Origin of the sequence: Janthinobacterium sp. LS2A (genome assembly GCF_036543145.1) — a bacterium.
Lineage (GTDB): Bacteria > Pseudomonadota > Gammaproteobacteria > Burkholderiales > Burkholderiaceae_D > Janthinobacterium > Janthinobacterium aestuarii.
On sequence record NZ_JAZHPB010000002.1, the window covers coordinates 795,691 to 815,481 of the forward strand.

The 19,791-nt window shown below is 49.2% G+C and carries 16 protein-coding genes, 1 tRNA gene and 2 pseudogenes; 10 read left to right on the forward strand and 9 right to left on the reverse strand.

The genetic code is table 11. The features are described from left to right. The first annotated feature begins 20 nt into the window (after window positions 1–20). On the forward strand, window positions 21–1,307 hold the full coding sequence (locus V3C40_RS09425; protein WP_034745922.1) for a Glu/Leu/Phe/Val family dehydrogenase: 1,287 nt from the start codon (window positions 21–23) through the stop codon (window positions 1,305–1,307). 139 nt (window positions 1,308–1,446) lie between these two features. Here V3C40_RS09425 and galE read toward each other — a convergent pair whose 3' ends face one another. From galE to V3C40_RS09440, 3 genes are all read right to left on the reverse strand, one after another. Further along, window positions 1,447–2,466, reverse strand: coding sequence for a UDP-glucose 4-epimerase GalE (gene galE, locus V3C40_RS09430; protein WP_331777255.1), 1,020 nt, complete (start codon window positions 2,464–2,466; stop codon window positions 1,447–1,449). Between the two features lie 148 nt (window positions 2,467–2,614). Beyond that, window positions 2,615–3,295 (reverse strand): tRNA (guanosine(46)-N7)-methyltransferase TrmB, encoded by a 681-nt coding sequence (gene trmB, locus V3C40_RS09435; protein ID WP_331777256.1) that lies wholly within the window; start codon window positions 3,293–3,295, stop codon window positions 2,615–2,617. 92 nt (window positions 3,296–3,387) lie between these two features. Beyond that, window positions 3,388–3,461: transfer RNA gene (locus V3C40_RS09440), tRNA-Gly, on the reverse strand. A gap of 299 nt (window positions 3,462–3,760) precedes the next feature. Here V3C40_RS09440 and V3C40_RS09445 point away from each other — a divergent pair. From V3C40_RS09445 to V3C40_RS09480, 8 genes and pseudogenes are all read left to right on the forward strand, one after another. Next, complete coding sequence (locus V3C40_RS09445; protein ID WP_139143361.1) at window positions 3,761–4,000, forward strand: hypothetical protein; 240 nt, start codon at window positions 3,761–3,763, stop codon at window positions 3,998–4,000. A 301-nt stretch (window positions 4,001–4,301) separates the two neighbouring features. Further along, window positions 4,302–4,661, forward strand: coding sequence for a diacylglycerol kinase (locus tag V3C40_RS09450; protein WP_331777257.1), 360 nt, complete (start codon window positions 4,302–4,304; stop codon window positions 4,659–4,661). 241 nt (window positions 4,662–4,902) lie between these two features. Further along, window positions 4,903–6,321, forward strand: a complete 1,419-nt coding sequence (locus V3C40_RS09455) for a mannose-1-phosphate guanylyltransferase/mannose-6-phosphate isomerase (RefSeq protein WP_331777258.1) — start codon at window positions 4,903–4,905, stop codon at window positions 6,319–6,321. 67 nt (window positions 6,322–6,388) lie between these two features. Next, window positions 6,389–7,852: an undecaprenyl-phosphate galactose phosphotransferase WbaP gene (gene wbaP / locus V3C40_RS09460; RefSeq protein ID WP_331777259.1), complete on the forward strand. Its 1,464-nt coding sequence runs from the start codon at window positions 6,389–6,391 to the stop codon at window positions 7,850–7,852. A 54-nt stretch (window positions 7,853–7,906) separates the two neighbouring features. After that, on the forward strand, window positions 7,907–8,986 hold the full coding sequence (gene rfbB / locus V3C40_RS09465; RefSeq protein ID WP_331777260.1) for a dTDP-glucose 4,6-dehydratase: 1,080 nt from the start codon (window positions 7,907–7,909) through the stop codon (window positions 8,984–8,986). After that, complete coding sequence (gene rfbA / locus V3C40_RS09470; protein WP_070302889.1) at window positions 8,986–9,879, forward strand: glucose-1-phosphate thymidylyltransferase RfbA; 894 nt, start codon at window positions 8,986–8,988, stop codon at window positions 9,877–9,879. Before rfbB ends, rfbA begins: the two co-directional genes overlap by 1 nt. A gap of 29 nt (window positions 9,880–9,908) precedes the next feature. Next, window positions 9,909–10,447: pseudogene (gene rfbC / locus V3C40_RS09475) on the forward strand (dTDP-4-dehydrorhamnose 3,5-epimerase). Window positions 10,448–10,945: 498 nt separating this feature from the next. Continuing rightward, entirely contained in the window at window positions 10,946–12,286 is a 1,341-nt protein-coding gene (locus V3C40_RS09480; protein ID WP_331777261.1) for a sulfatase-like hydrolase/transferase, read from the forward strand. 674 nt (window positions 12,287–12,960) lie between these two features. On the opposite strand, the pseudogene V3C40_RS09485 reads toward V3C40_RS09480, so the two are convergent. Further along, window positions 12,961–14,064 (reverse strand): annotated as a pseudogene (locus V3C40_RS09485) (glycosyltransferase family 4 protein); the annotation flags it as partial. Beyond that, the gene (locus tag V3C40_RS09490) at window positions 14,064–14,711 is read right to left on the reverse strand and encodes an O-antigen ligase family protein (protein WP_331777348.1); all 648 of its coding nucleotides are present in this window, start codon (window positions 14,709–14,711) and stop codon (window positions 14,064–14,066) included. The gene V3C40_RS09490 and the pseudogene V3C40_RS09485, both read right to left, overlap by 1 nt. 142 nt (window positions 14,712–14,853) lie before the next feature. On the opposite strand from V3C40_RS09490, the gene V3C40_RS09495 reads away from it, so the two are divergent. Continuing rightward, a complete protein-coding gene (locus tag V3C40_RS09495; protein ID WP_319990525.1) occupies window positions 14,854–15,129 on the forward strand; it encodes a hypothetical protein in 276 nt (91 codons plus the stop codon). Window positions 15,130–15,243: 114 nt separating this feature from the next. Here the strand turns inward: V3C40_RS09495 and V3C40_RS09500 are convergent, their stop codons facing one another. The 4 genes from V3C40_RS09500 to V3C40_RS09515 are packed head-to-tail and all read right to left on the reverse strand — an operon-like array spanning window position 15,244 to window position 19,790. Next, complete coding sequence (locus V3C40_RS09500; protein WP_331777262.1) at window positions 15,244–16,287, reverse strand: glycosyltransferase family 4 protein; 1,044 nt, start codon at window positions 16,285–16,287, stop codon at window positions 15,244–15,246. After that, complete coding sequence (locus tag V3C40_RS09505; protein ID WP_331777263.1) at window positions 16,265–17,449, reverse strand: glycosyltransferase; 1,185 nt, start codon at window positions 17,447–17,449, stop codon at window positions 16,265–16,267. Before V3C40_RS09505 ends, V3C40_RS09500 begins: the two co-directional genes overlap by 23 nt. Then, entirely contained in the window at window positions 17,442–18,509 is a 1,068-nt protein-coding gene (locus tag V3C40_RS09510; protein WP_331777264.1) for a glycosyltransferase family 4 protein, read from the reverse strand. Before V3C40_RS09510 ends, V3C40_RS09505 begins: the two co-directional genes overlap by 8 nt. A 15-nt stretch (window positions 18,510–18,524) precedes the next feature. After that, window positions 18,525–19,790: a flippase gene (locus tag V3C40_RS09515; protein ID WP_331777265.1), complete on the reverse strand. Its 1,266-nt coding sequence runs from the start codon at window positions 19,788–19,790 to the stop codon at window positions 18,525–18,527. Window position 19,791 lies beyond the last annotated feature (1 nt).

Genomic DNA, 19,791 nt, shown 5'->3' on the forward strand with positions numbered 1-19,791 from the left:
TGTCCAGGAGCTTATCAAGCATGACCAGCAAGCACGCACTTCCTTCCTACCTCAATCCTGAAGACCTTGGCCCATGGGGCGTCTACCTCGAGCAGATCGACCGCGTTACGCCATACCTGGGCAACCTGTCGCGCTGGGTGGAAACGCTGAAGCGTCCAAAGCGCATCCTGACGGTCGACGTGCCTATCGAGCGCGATGACGGCACCATTGCCCACTACGAAGGCTACCGCGTGCAGCACAATCTGTCGCGCGGCCCGGGCAAAGGCGGCGTGCGCTTCCACCAGGACGTGACCTTGTCGGAAGTGATGGCCCTGTCGGCCTGGATGACGGTCAAGAATGCAGCGGTCAACGTGCCATACGGCGGCGCCAAGGGCGGTATCCGTGTCGATCCGAAGACCCTGTCGCGCAACGAACTGCAACGCCTGACCCGCCGCTACACGAGCGAGATCAGCATGATCATCGGACCGAACAAGGATATCCCGGCGCCGGACGTCAACACGAATGAACAAGTCATGGCGTGGATGATGGACAGCTACGCCATGATCGGCGGCAATATGTCGACCGGCGTGGTGACGGGCAAGCCAATCTCGCTGGGCGGCAGCCTGGGCCGCCGCGATGCGACGGGCCGCGGCGTGTTCGTCGTCGGTTGCGATGCGGCCGCCAAGGTCGGCATGTCGCTCGAAGGCGCGAAAGTCATCGTGCAAGGTTTCGGCAACGTGGGCGGCGTCGCTGCCCGCATGTTCGCTGAGGCCGGCTCGAAAGTGGTCGCGGTACAAGACCACAAAACGACCGTCGTGCACTCCGGCGGCTTGAACATCCCGCAATTGCTGGCACACGTGGCCGAAGTGGGCAGCGTCGAAGGCTTCCCGGGCGCCGAGGCATTCGTGCCACGCGAAGATTTCTGGGGCATCGATTGCGACATCCTGATCCCGGCCGCGCTGGAACAGCAGATCACGGCTGAACGCGCACAAGTCATCCGCGCCAAGATCATCCTGGAAGGCGCCAACGGCCCGACCCTGCCGGCAGCGGACGACATCCTGACCGACCGCGGCGTGCTGATCGTGCCGGACGTGCTGGCCAACGCCGGCGGCGTGACCGTCAGCTACTTCGAATGGGCGCAGAACTTCTCGAGCTTCTTCTGGACGGAAGAAGAAATCAACAGCCGCCTGACCCGCATCATGCGCGAAGCGTTCGACTCGGTATGGCAAGTGTCGCAAGAGAAGAAAGTGTCGATGCGTACCGCCACCTTCATCCTGGCGTGCACGCGCGTGCTGCAGGCTCGCGAAGTGCGCGGCCTGTATCCATGATGGCTGCCTGAGAAAATGCCTGGGGCGTAGTTGCTTCGCCTCGCCCCAGACATTTTTCAGGCGCCATTGGGTTGCTGGCGCTCTAAAAAAATCCCGCCACACTGACGTGTGAGCGGGATTTTTCGTATCTGCGGACTTTTTACGCCGCGTAGCCTTGCGGATTCTGATGCTGCCAGCGCCAGTGGTCGCGGCACATGTCGTCGATGTTTTTCTGTGCTTGCCAGCCCAGCAACTCCTTTGCCTTGTCGGCCGAAGCGTAGCAGCTGGCGATGTCGCCGGGGCGGCGCGGCACGATCTCGTAAGGGACTTTGCGGCCGCTGGCGACCTCGAAGGCGCGTACGGTGTCAAGCACGCTGTAGCCGTGGCCCGTGCCCAGGTTGACGGTAAAGCCGCCCTCGGTGGAAAACAGGCGATTCAACGCGGCCACGTGGCCCAGCGCCAGGTCGACAACGTGGATGTAGTCGCGCACGCCCGTGCCGTCCGGCGTATCGTAGTCGTTGCCGAACACAGCCAGGCGCTCGCGGCGGCCGACGGCCACTTGGGCGATGAAGGGCATCAGATTGTTCGGAATACCGGCCGGATCTTCGCCGATCAAGCCGCTGGCATGCGCACCGACCGGATTGAAATAGCGCAGCACGCCGACTTGCCATTGAGCATCGGCATGCACGAGATCGGCCAGTATCTGCTCGACCATCAGCTTGGAGCGGCCGTACGGGTTCGTCACGGACAGACGCGACGATTCCAGGATCGGCAAGGCTTCCGGATCGCCATACACGGTGGCCGACGAACTGAACACAAAACGCTTCACGTTCGCCGCCGCCAGCACTTCCAGCAGCGCCACGGTGCCCGATACATTGTTATCCATATACATCAGTGGCTGCGCCACGGATTCGCCCACGGCTTTCAAGCCTGCGAAATGGATCACGGCATCGATGGTGTGCTCGCGCAGGACGGCGGCCATGGCCGTGCGGTCGCGCACGTCCGCCTCATAGAAGGGCACGCTTTTGCCGGCAATGCGCTCCACACGCGCCATCGCTTCGCGCGCGCTGTTGCACAGATTATCCACCGCGACTACCTCGAAACCGGCAGCCAGCAATTCGACACAGGTATGCGAACCGATGAAACCGGATGCGCCGGTCACGAGTATTTTCTTGGACATAATATCAATCAATGCAAAAAAGATAAGACTACCGTAATTCGCCCACCTTGCCTAGCCAGCGCACGATAGCGCGTACATAAAAAAGCCTGCGGCGTCGCCGCGGCAGGCTTTTTCTCGTGCCAACGGCACAGGTGGGCAAACCGCCAGGTTATTTCTTGATGAACACCAGGTCCCACACGCCATGGCCCAGCTTCAAGCCGCGGTTTTCAAACTTGGTCAGTGGACGATATGCGGGTTGGGGCGCGTAGCCCTCTGCGCTATTGCGCAACTGCGACTCGGCGCCCAGCACTTCCAGCATTTGCACCGCGTAATCTTCCCAGTCGGTGGCGCAATGCAGATAGCCGCCCGGCGCCAGACGATCGGTCAATTGCTTGACGAACGGCGACTGGATCAGGCGGCGTTTGTTGTGGCGCGCCTTGTGCCATGGATCGGGGAAGAACACGTGGATACCGGCCAGCGAATTGGCAGGAATCATGTGCGTCAGCACTTCCACGGCATCGTGCTGCAGCAAGCGCAGATTCGTCAGCGACTCTTCGCCGATCAGCTTCAACAGGCTGCCAACACCGGGTGTATGCACTTCGACGCCGATGAAGTCCTTCTCCGGCATGGCCTTGGCGATATGCGCCGTCGTCGCGCCCATGCCAAAGCCGATCTCCAGGATGACGGGCGCCTTGCGGCCGAAGACCTGCTCGAAGTCCATGGACTCCTTGGCGAAAGGCAGCAGGAACTGCGGCCCCAGGGTCTCGAGCGCGCGCGCCTGCGCGACAGACAGTCGTCCCGCGCGGGTCACGAAACTGCGGATGCGGTGTTCGGTCGGATCGTACATCATCGGCCGCACCGGGCCGTTTGCTGGGGTATCAGAAGACATGGGAATGAGGAAAATAGTGGCCGCGCCGCACAAAACCAGGCGCCAGCGAAAAATGGAGCGGGTGAAGGGAATCGAACCCTCGTCGTAAGCTTGGGAAGCTTCTGCTCTACCATTGAGCTACACCCGCGAAGCCTGCATTTTACGCGCGATGGCAAGGACTTGGCAAACTTGTGCGGCGCTGTCGAATTCATCAGGAACTCTCGCGACATTGAATAAAAAGATAAGACGGCCGCATCGGCGAGGTAGCGTTTTTGTTAATAAAGAACAACATCACAGGCTGCCAGGCACGGTGAATGGTCTGGTATACGGCTAAAATAGAATAAATTATTGTCACCGTGAACGGTGTGGCGCAGACTAGCAAGAGAAATGTTGCTACAATCGCGTGACAGTTTAGCATTCCCGCTGTTCAACCTAAAAGGATATCCCATGAAGAAAATTCTGATCGCTTCGGCAATCCTGTGCTTCGCTTCCGCACAAGCCATGGCTCAATCGGCACCAGCTCCTGCACCAGCAGCAGCTGCACCAGCAGCTGGCGCCGCTGCCGGCACCACCGTTGCCGGCCTGAGCGTCAGCACCATGATCGCAATCGGCGCAGCAGTTGCCGTTGTGGCCGGTGCCGCCAGCTCGGATTCGACCACCGCGCACACCACCCCAACCCACCATTAATATCTGGCTGCCCCGGCAGCGACAGGTAGCCCCATCCTGCAGCTTGATGTCGAGCCAAAAGGTGACGGTCTGGTGTCGCAATAGTTGACGTATTCAATATTTCAGCTATTGCAATAAAAGCCCTTTTCATTTGAAAATGGGCTTTTTTTACTTTTTATCAAACATCAAAAAGATTGGCAGCAGTCTTTCTGCTGTGTACGAATAATGCCATATCGTATGATCACGCCTGCGATCCTCATCCATTTCTTAAGAGATCCGCTTTCATGCCATTGACATATCCCACGCCATCGCTACAGTTACCATGAAGAACCAATCTTTCTTCAAGCGCATGGGATTTGCTCTGCAAGGAATAAGCGCCGCCTTCCGCCTGGAATCGAGCTTTCGCCTGCAATGCCTGGCTGCCTTGATGGTGTTCATCGTACTTTGCTGGTACAAACCAGCCCTGATGTGGTGGGCCTTGCTATTGCTCAATTGCGGCATGGTTCTGGCTGCGGAATTATTTAATACCGCGCTGGAGCATCTGATTGACCACCTCCATCCATCGCTACATCCGAGCATCAAGATTGCCAAGGATTGTGCAGCAGGAGCAGTGTTACTCCTCAGTGTGATGGCTGTGTGCGTGTTTGTTGCTTTTTTGCTTGAAACGTTGTGTGCCAAGTAGAAATACCAGGGTAGCAAACTACAATACAGGACGCGCTAAAGTGCGCGCCTCTCAGACTCCAGCGCGTCGAGAGAAAATACAAAGATTCCTGTAATTTATTAAAATATTGCCCCCACTGACAATATTGACGTTTTGCCAGTACATACGCCGGAGCATACAAGCGCGGCAAGCCGGGCAAGTTTTAATACCCAATGACCAATTATTCAGTTCTATCCAATACTAAATTTAAATTGAAGCATAAATGACTATTCCCCTCTTACCGGTAATTCTTTGTGGCGGTTCCGGCACACGTTTATGGCCGCTTTCGCGCGAAGCGTTCCCAAAGCAGTTTCTGCGCTTGTCGACTCAGGGCAGCATGCTGCAACAAACGCTGCAGCGGCTGGCGGGCATAGACACCGTGTCGCCAGCACTGCTGGTATGCAACGAATCGTCGCGTTTCATCATCGCGGAGCAAGTGCGTGAAATCGGCCTGGAAAATAGCCGCATGTTACTTGAACCCATGCGCCGCAATACGGCGCCGGCGATCGCCTCAGCCGCCTTGCATGCGATGGAGAACGGCGAAGATCCACTCTTGCTGGTGCTGCCATCGGATCACGTCATACTGGATACCCCGGCTTTCCATCGCGCGATCGCGCTGGCACGCACGGCTGCTGAAGCAGGTAATTTGCTGACTTTTGGCATCACGCCAACGGGACCAGAAACAGGATACGGCTATATCCGCGCCGAAGGCATGGCAACCGGGCAGATCCAGCGCGTACTTGAATTCGTCGAAAAGCCGGCCCTGGCGCTTGCAGAACAATATATTGCCAGCGGCGATTACTTCTGGAACAGCGGCATGTTCCTGTTCCGCGCCAGCCGTTACCTAGAAGAGCTTGAGCGTTTCCAACCTGCCGTCCTGGCCGCTTGCCGCGCTGCCATTGCCGCCGCGAAGAGCGACCTTGACTTCATTCGCCTGGACAAGGATGCCTACGCTGCCAGTCCCGATATCGCCGTCGACTACGCCGTCATGGAACGCACCAGCCATGCCGCCACCATCGCCCTCGATGCGGGCTGGAATGATATCGGCTCATGGAAAGCCGTACTCGATGTGGCGGAAAAGGATGCCAGCCAGAATAGCACCCACGGCGATGTACTGATCCAGGATTGCAACGATTGCCTGGTGCACAGCGGTAGCCGCCTGGTCACCGCCATCGGTATGCGCAATACCGTGATCGTCGAAACGGCCGATGCCGTGCTGGTCATGGATGCGGATCAGGCACAACAAACGAAATCCATGGTCGCGCAACTGATCGCCAGGGAACGCCCCGAAGCCACGATGCACCGTGAAGTCTTCCGTCCGTGGGGTTCCTATGATTCCATCGGCAATGGCGACCGCTTCCAGGTCAAGCGGATTACGGTCAAGCCTGGCGCCAAGCTGTCATTGCAAATGCATCACCACCGCGCCGAGCATTGGATCGTGGTATCGGGCACTGCCCAGATCACCAATGGCGACAAGGAATATTTGCTGACCGAAAACCAGTCCACCTACATCCCCCTCGGCGTTGTCCATTCTCTGGCCAACCCGGGCAAGCTACCGTTGGAATTGATTGAGATTCAATCGGGTAGCTACCTAGGGGAAGACGATATTGTCCGCTTTGAAGACCGCTACGGTCGCGCTTGATCACAAGCACCATGCATGCGGCACCGCAAGAATTCACACTGAAGTTTATAAGGTTTAGCAAGTCATCATGAAACCAATCGAAGGCATCTTTGTACAAGAAGTGAAATGGTATTGCAGCGGCAGGGCAGAAAAATATTTTCTCACCGTTGCCGATGCACTTGCCATGTTCATGGCATTCTGGTTTTCTGGAAAATGGACTATCGATGCCACCGACTTGAACAGCTTTGGGCTGGATAGCTCGCGCCTGCTCAGTTACAGCCTGCTATCCCTGGTCACCGTGGCTATCTTCAAGCTGAAGGGGCATCATGCCAAACGCCGTCCGTACTCGAATGAAATCAAAGAACTGCTGAAGATCGCCATGGTCATGGGCCTGATCGACGCGGCCCTCGTCTTCCTCGACAAGCGCGACTCGTCGCGCGAGGCACTCTTGGCGACCTGGCTGCTGGTGCCATGCTGCGTCTTGCTGCTGCGTGGCATGATCAAATACCTGCTGATGAAAGCTGGCGGCTGGATACGGCCCATGGTCATCATCGGATGGGGTGACAACGCCTTGCAAACAGCGCGCGCTTTCGATGAGGAAGCGTTAATGGGCTACCGCCTGATTGCGTTCCTGATCCCCGAAGGTCAAGGCCGCCTCGAACATCGTTATGTCAACCGCAGCAAGCAAATTGTGCCCTGCATTCAGCTGGGCGAAAAACCGGAACAAACGCTTAAACTGCTGGGCGACCCACATACGGTTGTCGCCCTGGAGCAAGGCGGCATCGACGCTTATCAGGGCATGATCCAGCAGGTCAGCCGTTGCGTTGCCAATATGCAAGTAGTACCTGCCGTCCGTGGACTTCCCCTGTACGGCATGGAAGTGAACCATTTCTTTGCACATGAAGTGCTGCTGCTGACCATGCGCAATAACCTGGCGCGGCCAGGCTTGCAGCTGATTAAACGCTGCTTTGATCTGATAGCCTCGGTCGGCGTATTGATCATCGGCGCCCCCGTCTTGCTGTGGATCGCAGCCAAGGTCATGGCATCGGGCCGTCCCATCTTCTACGGCCACAAACGCGTAGGTCAGAATGGCAAGCATTTTCTTTGCTACAAGTTCCGCACCATGGCCGTGAATGCCGACGTTTTGCTGAAGGAATTACTGGAACGCGATCCTGAAGCCCGTGCCGAATGGGACCGTGATTTCAAACTGAAGAACGACCCGCGCATCACGTCGATCGGCCACTTCCTGCGCCGGACCAGCCTCGATGAACTGCCACAACTGTGGAACGTGCTGAAAGGCGAAATGAGCCTGGTCGGTCCGCGTCCCGTTGTCGATGCGGAACTGGAACGCTACGGCAACCAGATCGACTATTATCTTGAGGCGAAACCCGGGGTCACAGGCTTATGGCAAGTGAGCGGCAGGAACGACGTCAGCTATGATACGCGCGTTTATCTCGATGCCTGGTACGTCAAGAATTGGTCTCTGTTCAACGACATCGTCATTCTGCTGAAAACAGTCAAAGTCATCTTCAAGAAAGATGGCGCGTATTAATAAAATATACAGTGTAGAATTTGATAACTTACACAGTAAGAAAAGGATAACAGTATGATCTTAGTGACTGGCGGCGCCGGCTTCATCGGTTCCAATTTTGTACGCGACTGGCTGGCGCTCAACGATGAGCCCGTGGTCAATTTTGACAAACTGACCTATGCTGGCAATCTCAGCAATCTGGCCAGTCTGGAGCAAGACCCGCGGCATATCTTCGTACGCGGCGATATTTGCGATACCGCCCACATCTCCCGCCTGCTGGCCGAACACCAGCCCCGCGCCATCGTGCATTTTGCCGCTGAGAGCCATGTCGATCGCTCGATCCATAGTCCCGGCGAATTCATTTCAACCAACGTCAACGGCACTTTCAGCCTGCTCGAAGCGGCACGCGCTTACTGGTCCGGCCTGACAGGCGAAGCCAAGGACGGTTTCCGCTTCCTGCACGTCTCGACCGACGAGGTGTATGGCACCCTGGGACCGAATGATCCTCCGTTCACGGAAACAACGCCATATGCGCCGAACAGCCCCTACTCGGCATCGAAAGCGGCGTCCGATCATCTGGTGCGCGCGTATTTCCATACGTACGGCATGCCGGTGCTCACCACCAATTGCTCGAACAACTATGGCTCCTTCCATTTCCCGGAAAAGCTGATTCCGCTCATCATCAGCAATGCCCGTGCCGGCAAAGCCTTGCCTATCTATGGCGATGGCATGCAGGTGCGCGACTGGCTGTACGTAGGCGACCATTGCTCGGCAATCCGCCGCGTCCTGGAAGCAGGACGCCTGGGCGAGGTCTACAACGTCGGCGGCTGGAATGAAATGGCCAACCTGGAAGTCGTCCATACCTTGTGCGACATTCTCGATACACTAGATCCAAAGACGTCCGGCAGCTATCGCGAACAAATCACCTATGTGCAGGATCGCCCGGGCCACGACCGCCGCTATGCCATCGACGCGCGCAAGATCGAGCGCGAACTGGGCTGGAAGCCGGCCGAAACCTTCGCCACCGGCATCCGCAAGACCGTCCAGTGGTACCTGGACAACCAGGCTTGGGTACGCGATGTGCAGTCGGGCGATTACCTGAAGTGGGTCGAGAAAAACTACGCGGCACGCGAGACGGCCCAGGAGCAAAAATAATGGGAACCACCATCGAACGCAAGGGCATTATTCTCGCTGGCGGTTCCGGCACGCGCCTGTATCCCGTCACCATGGCCGTATCGAAGCAGCTGCTGCCCGTGTATGACAAGCCGATGATCTACTACCCGCTGACCACGCTGATGCTGGCCGGCATACGCGACATCCTGATCATTTCCACGCCACAAGATACACCGCGCTTCCAAGAGTTACTGAATGACGGCAGCCAGTGGGGTATCAAGCTCAGCTACGCCGTGCAGCCGACTCCGGACGGTCTGGCACAGGCGTTCATTATCGGCAAAGAGTTTGTCGGCGATGCTCCATCGGCCCTGATTCTGGGCGACAACATCTATTACGGCCATGACTTTGAAACGCAGTTGCGCGAAGCCTCGGCACGCACCAGCGGCTCGACCGTATTCGCCTATCACGTGCACGATCCGGAACGTTATGGCGTCGTCGATTTCGACGCGCAACGTCGCGCCGTCAGCATCGAGGAAAAGCCGCTCAAGCCAAAATCGAACTACGCCGTCACCGGCCTGTATTTCTACGACAGCCAGGTGTGCGATATCGCTGCCGGCATCGCCCCGTCAGCACGTGGCGAGCTGGAAATTACGGATGTCAACCGCACCTATCTGGAGCGCGGGCAGTTGAACGTTGAGCTGATGGGGCGCGGCATGGCCTGGCTGGATACCGGCACGCATGAATCCCTGCTCGAAGCGGGCCAATTCATCGCGACCATCGAGAACCGCCAAGGCTTGAAAGTTGCCTGCCCAGAAGAAATCGCCTACCGCCGCGGCTACATCGACGCGGCCAAGCTCGAGGCATTGGCGCAACCCTTGAAAAAGAACGCCTACGGTCAATACCTGCTGCGCCTGCTCGAAGAAAAAATATACTAAAAGGCTTACTGCTCATTTCACATCATGCAATTCAAACAACCGCCATACTTGATATCCTGATTCTCGAGCCCACCGTGTTCGGCGACGACCGGGCCTTTTCCTGCGAAAGCTTCAACCAGAAGCGCTTTGCCGAACTGACCGGCGTCACGCGCGACTTCGTACAGTGTAACCATTCCAAGTCGACCAAGGGGGTGTTGCGCGGCCTGCACTATCAGATCCAGCAGCCGCAAGGCAAACTCGTACGCGTCACCGCCGACGAAGTATTCGGCGTTGCCGTCGACCTAAGCAAGAGCTCGCCGACATTCGGCCACTGGACAGGCGCGACCTTTCAGCGGCCAACTACCGCCAGATATGGATTCCTGAAGGCTTCGCCCATGGCTTCTTGGTCACCAGCGACAGCGCTGAATTCCTCTACAAAACGACCGATTACTGGGCACCGGAATTTGAACGTAGTCTCCTGTGGAATGACCCGGCAATCGGCATCAACTAGCCGCTGGATGGCGAACCGCTCTTGTCGGGTAAGGACAAACTTGGCGCATTGCTGGCCAATGCCGATGTCTTCGCCTAAACACTGCTAACCTCGCGTCCAAAATTGGTCTGCTGAGGAATCAAAAGGCCAAGCCGTACACTATCGCAGGCCATTCCAGGGCAATCGCTGCTACCAAGCTCCGTCCATGCGAGGCTGCGTCGCGGAACGATGCCGGATATTCGAAGTGTCGATGACATGATGCCCGGTCGTCGAGCCCACGCTTCGACGTTGCGCCGCAGCTCAGGACAAGCCCATACCACCACATTTCCGGCCGACTTGGACACGTCAGTGTAAGACAGCCTGCTTCAAGACCAGCTGGTTCACTGCCACTGAACTGTCACAAAAATGAACCAAATACAGCGTTTTTTTTTGCACGACTATACGGCGTTTTTGAATGTGGGTATGCTAGGCAGAATTTATGACAAGCGTGTTACAATAAATACCCAAAAAAAACATTGCCAAATATTCACATCTTTTGGTGCTTTCTGAGATTCTTCCTCGCGCCAATAAAATTCCTTTTTTTGCATTTCCAAATTCATGAGTTCACCTTATACACTACAAGAAGATCAATCTTTTTCTCTTCAATCTAAAAAATTCGTATATGTTCGCTGTTTTTTATGGATGTTGTTACCCAGCATTATCTGGAGTTTTGCATTCGGCAGGATATACATATGTATCGAGCCGTTGTTTTTTCCTTACATGGAAAAACGCCTCAAGCCTTGGCTATCTCTCTTGATAAAGACCGTCTGGTTCTTTGTCTTTTTAATTTCCATTTTGGCAAATTGGAATATCCGACCGAACGCTTATAATTTCTATTTCTTTACAGTAATGGGAAATGCCCCTACGCCTGTATTATTTACCTGCTTTTTATTTGTGGCAGTAATGTCATTCTTCGTTTTCTCCGACATATATAGAAAAAGTTCCCTGGGATTCAGAAAATTTGCATTAATTATTGGAGTTTTTTTACTTATTTTAAAATCCACCATGTCGATGTTTGATGTGGGCCCAACATCGCTACGGAAATCGATCATTACACCATCGCCGTTTGCAATAAAGACATTGTTTCTTGATGATATCTCTAGTGACAAGAATTTTTTGGGGAAAACTGCCGAGCCAACATTTTTAAATCATATCAAGGGTGCAGAAAAGATGCCCCAAAAGATGGTTTTGATGGTTGTGGAGTCATGGGGAGAGAGCCAGGCATCGTTGGTGTCAATTAAGAAGCGGTTACAGCGCGACGGTGTCAAAGTGCTTGACTCAGGTTTTACCGACTACCACGGTTCTACCATGCAGGGAGAGATCCGCGAGTTATGTTCCCAATATATAAAACTCGATTCTGGCACCAACTTTTCATCGGTTGCCGATAACTGCGCACCTGCGTATATGAAAAACAAGGGGTATGAAGTTTTTGGAGTGCATGGTTATCAAAAAATGTTTTATGCGCGCGATACTGTTTGGAAGCACTTGGGTATCGATAATGCATACTTTCAACCGGAAATGCGGCAACTCAATACCTGCCCCGGACCATTTGCAGGCATTTGTGATGAGGATATGATTACTTTTGGCATTGACTTGATACGTCATGAAGATAGGGCATTTTTATACATGCTTTCATTGTCCAGTCATGAACCGGTCGCCTCGTCCATGCTGGAAACTCCAACCCAGTATTTCCGGGATATCGATGCTATCGGCGATTCACAAATTGTTGCGCGCAATGCCATTGGCAGCATGGCAGCCACCTTGAGCATGAGTGCTGATATGGGGTGTACCGAAGCCTACATTGTAGGTGATCACCAACCGCCATCGGCGGTCAATAGTGAACAACTCCCGGCAAATCAGGTTCCATATATGCGGATGTCCTTTCATTGCAAAGAGTAGATGCCATTAATGGTCGCCATAACGCCTGATCAATTAATTCCCAGATTTTCCGGGAAAAAACGCTCTGATCTATAACAAGATTGCAATTTCAAAAAATAGCAGCGACGCTTGTCACGGTTGTAAAAAATCAAGGCCAAACCGCGCACATGCACGGTCTGGCCTCTTTTTTACCCGGCGCGGTCCTGAGCAGGGTGCCGTATCGCGTCAGAGGATGGCCTCACATAGTTGGGAGATGGAGTGCTTTTCAGGTACAGATAATTCCCGGGCGTAAGTGTCAAAAGTCGTCCTCTCCTTGTAACGGCCCTTTCGGCCAACGCCGTTGTCGCCAGTCCGTTCATGCTGGCGCACATGGCGGTCATGTGGCCAGCCTGACCTTGATGCCTGCTGACAAGCCGATCCTGGCAACAGTCGCGCCAGTGGCGGTATAGCCGCGTCAACCAAACAGCCTGGCATGAAGACGCGCGGCGCTCAAGGGAAGACGATGGCGAGCCAGCGCTGACGAATCCACTGGATGAAGTTGACTCCATCAGCTGATTCATGGATGAAACCGAGATTCTGTATTTTATATTCAGCAGAGAAGCAAATGCGATGGGTTCTCTCTTCGACAGTAACCTCAGTTCTCAAGTCAATAATTTCTCAGGAACTGTAAATTTTCTCTCATTGCAGTCTTCATGGGATTTTTTGACAAAGTCAACAAACTCGCTTTTAAAACGGTCATTACTAAATCGTACAGCATTTTTTCTGCAGTTTTCCGCCGATATCTGTGCAGAGCTATTTTCAAATGTGTTCACCGCTTCGATGACCGACTCGACTGTCTGCTGTGAAAATAACACTCCAGTAGGTGTCTCATGTGATAACGGCAAAACAGTTTCAAGCGCCCCGCCTTTACCAAATGCAATAACTGGCGTACCACAAGCCTGAGCCTCTACCGGAGTGATACCAAAATCCTCCTCTGCCGCAAATACAAAAGCCTTGGCATTCATCATGTATTTTTTTAATACATCAAATTCCTGATAACCCAGTAATTCGACATTTTCGCCAGCCTTCAACTTTATTTTTTCGAAGTCCGGACCGTCGCCAATGACAACAAGCCGCTTGTCCTTCATTAATGAAAAAGCGGCCACAATTAAATCAATTTTTTTGTAGGGAACCATTCTCGATGCGGTGAGATAAAATTCCTCTTTTTCGCCCTGAAACGTAAACGCATCTACATCAACCGGTGGATAAATTACAGTAGCTTGCCGGTGATATGACTTCATAATTCTTCTTGCTATGAAGTGAGAATTGGCCAAAAAATAATCAACACCATTGGATGTACGAGTGTCCCACAATCTGATTTTATGCAAAATCCAGCGCGCCAATATGGATTTCAATCCCTTTGTCAACCCTGATTCTTGTAGATACTGATGCTGAAAATCCCAAGCGTATCGGATTGGAGAATGAACATAGCTGATATGTAATTGATCTGGTCCTGTCAATACACCTTTCGCCACGGCATGTGAGCTGGAAATAATTAAATCGTAAGATGAAAGATCAAATTGCTCTATTGCAATTGGCATCAACGCAATATAATTTCTATAAGACTTCTTCGCCATTGGCAATTTCTGAATAAATGATGTTTTCACCTTTTTATTCATAATAAATTTTCTGCTATCGTCTGGCAAAAAATCAACCAAAGCAAACAGATCTGCATCGGGATAACACTCCAGAATTTTCTCGACGACTTTCTCTGAGCCCGCATAGTTTACGAACCACTCATGAACAATTGCAATCTTCATTATTTTCCACACCTACTTTTAACATTTTTTTCTTGCAAAACGACGCCGACCACAATTCCATGCAAAATCATTATTGGATAAAACAATAAGAAGTTTGAATAAAACATCGAAACTGATGACACAAGAAAATACATTGCATACGGTGCACTTTGGCTATGGGTACTTTCGTTCGCCAAGATTGTGCATGATTTTTTTAATATAGAAATATAAAATACAAAGAAACCCAAAAAACCAAAGAAACCCAGCCTGAATAATATATATAAAAACATATTATCGCTAAAAGTAATTCCTTGAGAGGATAACGGAACAGAAAAAGGAATTCCCTTCAACAGGTATTCATAATTTCCAAAAAAGATATCAAGTGCCATGTGCCATTTTTCGAACCTGATGTCATATGAGAAAAGATCGCCGGACAATAGCAACAAGAAGAACAATGCCAAAAGAATGGCTATATTAAGGAAGTACAATTTCCCTGACAAATTGGCCGGCTTTGTCCTTACAAAGATGGCAAACAAGAAAATCAGGAACAGAGACAGCATGGCCGACCTGGACTCGGAAAAGTAGAATGCAAGAAAAACAATCAGGAATACAGCACAGTGCTTTATGTCATATTTTCTTGATGTAGAGAAAATACAAAAATAGAACACCAAAAAATATGCAAAACTATTCGGGTTCAAGAATACAGACGATGCCCTATAATAACCATTCGAGTTTATAAAATAAAGTTCGCGGCCAGCCGTTTTCAAATCGAGCAATGGTAAATTCAGAAAATACAATATCAACCCGATAATGGACAAAGTCCATGCTAGAAAAAATATTATTTTTAGAAATTTAGTTCCGCTCAAGGTATCTATATTCAAACCAATGAATATAGATATTATCCAAAAGGATATTCCAAGAAAAAACCCGCCATCTGGCTCATTGAGCAAGGAAAAAAATAAAAAATTGAAGGCAAGAGCAATTACGCACAAAAAATTCTTATCTATTTCAATTGGAAAATTTTTCCTTATACTCGACAAAGCAAAAACCACGAAAGTGAGTATCATGCAAAATACAAATATGTAGGATGCTGAAAATTCACTTCCTGCAATAGTGAATTTATCCAACAATGCCATAGGCATGGAAATGACACTTAATAAAAAAAAGAAAAATATGAAAAATATCAGGGATTTTCTTATTTTATACATTTGAGTATTCCTTCTGCATAGCCGATATCATGGGAGCAAGTGAAAAAATGCTCATATCGCATGGCTTGTAGGTAAGTTCCTCAAGAATAACCTTTGCCAAATCTGAAGAATTCTCGTTTTCAAAAAGAGAAATGTTATTTTTTATTTCATTAAAAACCGTTTTTATGCCATAGGTATTGCTAGCGATAACCGGCAAATGTGAGACCAGCGATTCGATTAATGTAATGGGTAACCCTTCCCACCTGCTTGGAAGTATGAAAACATCAGCCGCTTTCATCAGCTCATAGACGTCCGTCCGACGCCCTAAAAATCGCACATGTTTATCGATCTTTAGCGTAACGGCTAGTTCCTGCATCGAGGCCAGCTCGGCACCATCGCCAGCAAAGACAAACAGCTGGTTGGTTAATTTATCTTGCTGCTTCAGAAGCCCAATCGCCTTGATTAATACATCATATCCTTTGGGAAAATCAAAACGCGCGACGGTAAGAAAGATTTTCCGATCCAAAGGGATATCTAATAAAATTCTATAGCTATCTTGACTTCCCTGAACATCTTTTATTGCGTCGAATTGAATTCCGTTAAATACGGTCTTTGCCTTAACTCCATATTTTTCTTCAATAAAATATTCATCCTCATATGATACCGAAATGATTTTATCAACTTTTCGATATAAAAATTTCTCAAGATTTAATCGGATGAAATATTGAATCTTTGATACAGTTCCGTTTTTGAATTCATACTGGTGCAAATGAATTCCATGTACTGTAAACATGGTTTTCTTGGCTTTACCTCTAAATGCCAGCAACGGCCTTAAATGGTGGAAGTGAATCACATCAGGAGCATAGGCAACAATGGATTCCGAGGTGTATCCGTTATTGAAGACAGTAACATTGTCCAGTAAAAGGAATTTGTCCTTGGCATTCCCATCTTTAGCAAACACACCAAACTCTACATCCGGCATGCCGCGACATAGTTGATAAATATGTTCCAATCCCCCGCCGGTAGAAAATTTGTCAGTTACTAAAGCGATTTTCATAAATCAATCCGTATGCTTTTCTTATGGAATCCCAGGAATACTTCTTCTCAGCCAAGTCCCTGGCATTTTTGCGCATTGACGTATAAGCTACTTGATTCTGAAAAATTTCTTCCACGGCTTTTGCCATTTTAAATTCATCAACCTCGACCTGTACACAATCATGACCAGGGGTACATCCGATCCCTTCAAAGCTTACCTTCGTCCCAATAACAACCATCCCCATGGACATGGCTTCCAGAATTTTATTCTTAATTCCACTTCCAAAGCGCAAAGGAGAAATATAGACCTTGGAACGGTTCAGGTATGGCCTCAGATCCTCGACAAAACCAGTCACGGTGATATGTTCACTAGCAAAAGATAACGTGGTTTCATCCGGCTTTTGCCCTACCAGAAGCAGATGTGGTTGAAATTTTTGGTCTATTTTTGGGAGTACTTTATTAACTAAAAAATTGACCGCATCCTTATTTGGGGCGTATGACATGTCTCCTGTAAAAATCAGGAAATTTTTATCCCTTTGAGCCAAACTATCAGACTTGAAGTAATCTACATCTACACCATTAGGAATACAGTAATAATTATCTTTTTTGGTAATTGCCTTGGCATAATCTCGGTCGACATCCGAAACAAAGACGGCAGCCTTGAATATATTATAATATCTCTTCTCGAATGACGAACACTTCAGAAATTCGATCGAATAAATTATTTTTTTAAGAATATTCTCTTCATTTTTCTTGCGGCGACACCAGAATAGCGTCATACAGTCGATAGGGAAAATAATCATCTTATTGACAATTTCTGATGGCATGCCAATAGCTATTTCCGCCAGATAGGGGGAACTAAGATGAATAACCGAATAACGAGAGTGATGTTCGAGCAAAAAATCTTTGTATTGACGAACATATTCAGAATATTTCGATACATTAATTGGTTTCATCGAAAAAATGAAACTGAAAATTTGGGAGAACTTATTTTTCTTCTTCCTTGGAGAAATTTTAAATATATTTCCAACATCGGAAGTGTTCAAATCACCTAAATCACCAATACAAAGCATATCGGCATCAAAATAATCATTTTTCTTTAGCAAATTTGCATTTATTTTCGCCAGGCCGTCCCTATACTCGGGATAAGGATAACTGGTCGCAACAATCAATACTTTATCCATTACAGGCGTCCTGATAAATCGTCAAATGTTCACGAGCCTGGCGAACAATAGAAAAATCCTCAGCCCTAACCCTGGCTTGCTCTGGATCAAACATCTCAAAACTCTCAATCATTTCCAATATTGATTTCTTCAGCGCTGTGGAGTCTTCCGGAGTGAACAAGATTCCAATATTTTTGGCGTTAATAATATCTTTAGGGCCACCGATATTCGGACAAATCACTGCCTTGCCATATGCAAGAGCTTCAATTGCTACCATGCTAAAAGATTCATAACGAGAAGGTACGACGATAAAATCACTAGCCGTCAGAAAGGGAGAAATATCTGCCTGGAATCCATCAAAAACAACGTCCAGATTCTCATGCCTTTGCGTTTCCACGATACTATGTAATTCCGTATGGAAATCAATATCCTCTTTTTTATTACTATTCACGCCACCAACAAAGTGCAATTTTATATTAATGTCGCGCCGCTCTTCTGCAATATCCATCAACGCTGACAACAGGATATCCTGGCCTTTTATCCGTTGAAAACGGCCAATGCAGGATATAGTAATATTGCGAGGATCAATTTCCTTTTTCGTTCCTTGGATTCCTTTCATTTTCGTGCCCAGGAATATCTTGGACAGCTTATCTGATCCAAAGCTACAAATATCGTATACATCTGTAGAAACTGCTACTACTTTATCAACAATCAGATTGATGACTTTCGCGCGCAATCCAAAAGGGCTCTCCCAGAAACCATGCGTAGTCCATATAACAGGACGCTTCAGAAAAGCCAGCCGGGAAAGAACATTTAATGAGTAAGAGTGAACCACATCAAAACTATTTAACTCTTTTCTGAGCTCAGCAGGGAAAGACAGGAACGGAATAAAGCGGAGCCATCTTTTTCCCGACAAATCAGTTTTCCTACATGCAAGTCCAAGTTCTCTAGCCTTTTTATAAACTGCACCGTCACAAAAAAGTACAACTTCTATACTCTTGCTCAGTTCTTCACACAAATTGAGTAAATTTGACTCGCCACCACCAATGTGATGGTATTCCGTCATTAAAGCCACACGCATATTCTGTCCAATTTCTTATATTAGTTTCTCTTTTAAACTGAAATCTCGAATCTTGGAGAAATAAAGATATCCAACAATAATCGAACTGCTGAATATATGTATGCCGAGCGAAGAAATGGCTGCGCCTATCGCTCCAAAATCGGGAATCAGCAGCAGATTGAGGGAATAACCGATCAAAAGCTGTCCCCAGTTCACAGCAGTCAACAGAAAAGGTTTCTTTATCTGGTAATAAATCAAAGAGATCGGATTGACGATGACGCCAAACATATAAGAAACAACAAGTATCAGTAAGACTGGAATACTTTTTAAATATGCTTCACCAAATAATATATAGATGATCAACGGTGAGGCCGCTTGTAAAAGCAAGCTGATCCCGATGACATACTTTACTTTCTTGAGTATTTTCTTAATGAATTCTCGAATGGTACTTTCCCTTAAGAAAGCTTCCATTTTTGGCATCAATGTGGCCGTGATCGACATGGTAATCAATGGCAGAATCATTGCCACATTTGACGCGACAGAATAGAATCCAACCGCCTCGGCATCGCCTAATTTCTTCAGCATGACCACATCAATTCTCATCATTATAACGACCGCTACTGATGAGAAAAATATCCAAAATCCCAGCTTGTAAATTTCTTCAACGTATTTCCACTTGAATAAAAATCCGGTCTTCAAGATATAAATAGCGGATACTGAAACAAGCACGACAGCGAAGAAATAAATATAGATAAAATACTCGAACCTTTTTCCTGCAGAAAAAGCAAAGATAACGACGACTACCGCCACGAACCGAATAGCATAATGCGAAATACTGACGAGAGAATACTGCCTGAATTTCTCCAACCCCTGAAAATGGGCAATAACCGTCCCCAAGATAGAATGAAAAACAAGAGCAATGGCGGCCAACCTGAAATAATACTCATACCTGTCTACCGAGAAAAAATACTCTGATATGTCGGATGAAAAAAACCAGATCGCCGCAGAAAATAGAATGCCTGTCAGTGTCTTGAATATCAAAACTGAAGAAAATATTGTTTTCTCCTCGGATTTATTTTCACTCAAAAACTTCACATAGGAAGTAGACGTACCAAAATCAGATATCTGGGTAAGGAACGTGAAAATGGCAATGATCAGGGCAAAATCGCCATAGCTTTTGGGGCCAAGATCCCGCGATATGATAATTATCGCGAGAAATGATAGTCCTTGTGCTACAACGTTTCCAGAAAGAACTTTAACAATATCTCTCGCGACTTTCGAGCCGGCATATTTCAAGAACATT

What these genes read in the sequence shown, in the direction of transcription:
- galE (WP_331777255.1), bottom strand. Translation starts at nt 2,466, where the DNA reads ATGTCCAAGAAAATACTCGTGACCGGCGCATCCGGTTTCATCGGTTCG.
- V3C40_RS09445 (WP_139143361.1), top strand. Translation starts at nt 3,761, where the DNA reads ATGAAGAAAATTCTGATCGCTTCGGCAATCCTGTGCTTCGCTTCCGCA.
- trmB (WP_331777256.1), bottom strand. Translation starts at nt 3,295, where the DNA reads ATGATGTACGATCCGACCGAACACCGCATCCGCAGTTTCGTGACCCGC.
- V3C40_RS09450 (WP_331777257.1), top strand. Translation starts at nt 4,302, where the DNA reads ATGAAGAACCAATCTTTCTTCAAGCGCATGGGATTTGCTCTGCAAGGA.
- V3C40_RS09510 (WP_331777264.1), bottom strand. Translation starts at nt 18,509, where the DNA reads ATGCGTGTGGCTTTAATGACGGAATACCATCACATTGGTGGTGGCGAG.
- V3C40_RS09480 (WP_331777261.1), top strand. Translation starts at nt 10,946, where the DNA reads ATGAGTTCACCTTATACACTACAAGAAGATCAATCTTTTTCTCTTCAA.
- V3C40_RS09495 (WP_319990525.1), top strand. Translation starts at nt 14,854, where the DNA reads ATGGACAAAGTCCATGCTAGAAAAAATATTATTTTTAGAAATTTAGTT.
- rfbA (WP_070302889.1), top strand. Translation starts at nt 8,986, where the DNA reads ATGGGAACCACCATCGAACGCAAGGGCATTATTCTCGCTGGCGGTTCC.
- V3C40_RS09505 (WP_331777263.1), bottom strand. Translation starts at nt 17,449, where the DNA reads ATGGATAAAGTATTGATTGTTGCGACCAGTTATCCTTATCCCGAGTAT.
- rfbB (WP_331777260.1), top strand. Translation starts at nt 7,907, where the DNA reads ATGATCTTAGTGACTGGCGGCGCCGGCTTCATCGGTTCCAATTTTGTA.
- V3C40_RS09455 (WP_331777258.1), top strand. Translation starts at nt 4,903, where the DNA reads ATGACTATTCCCCTCTTACCGGTAATTCTTTGTGGCGGTTCCGGCACA.
- V3C40_RS09500 (WP_331777262.1), bottom strand. Translation starts at nt 16,287, where the DNA reads ATGAAAATCGCTTTAGTAACTGACAAATTTTCTACCGGCGGGGGATTG.
- wbaP (WP_331777259.1), top strand. Translation starts at nt 6,389, where the DNA reads ATGAAACCAATCGAAGGCATCTTTGTACAAGAAGTGAAATGGTATTGC.
- V3C40_RS09425 (WP_034745922.1), top strand. Translation starts at nt 21, where the DNA reads ATGACCAGCAAGCACGCACTTCCTTCCTACCTCAATCCTGAAGACCTT.
- V3C40_RS09515 (WP_331777265.1), bottom strand. Translation starts at nt 19,790, where the DNA reads ATGTTCTTGAAATATGCCGGCTCGAAAGTCGCGAGAGATATTGTTAAA.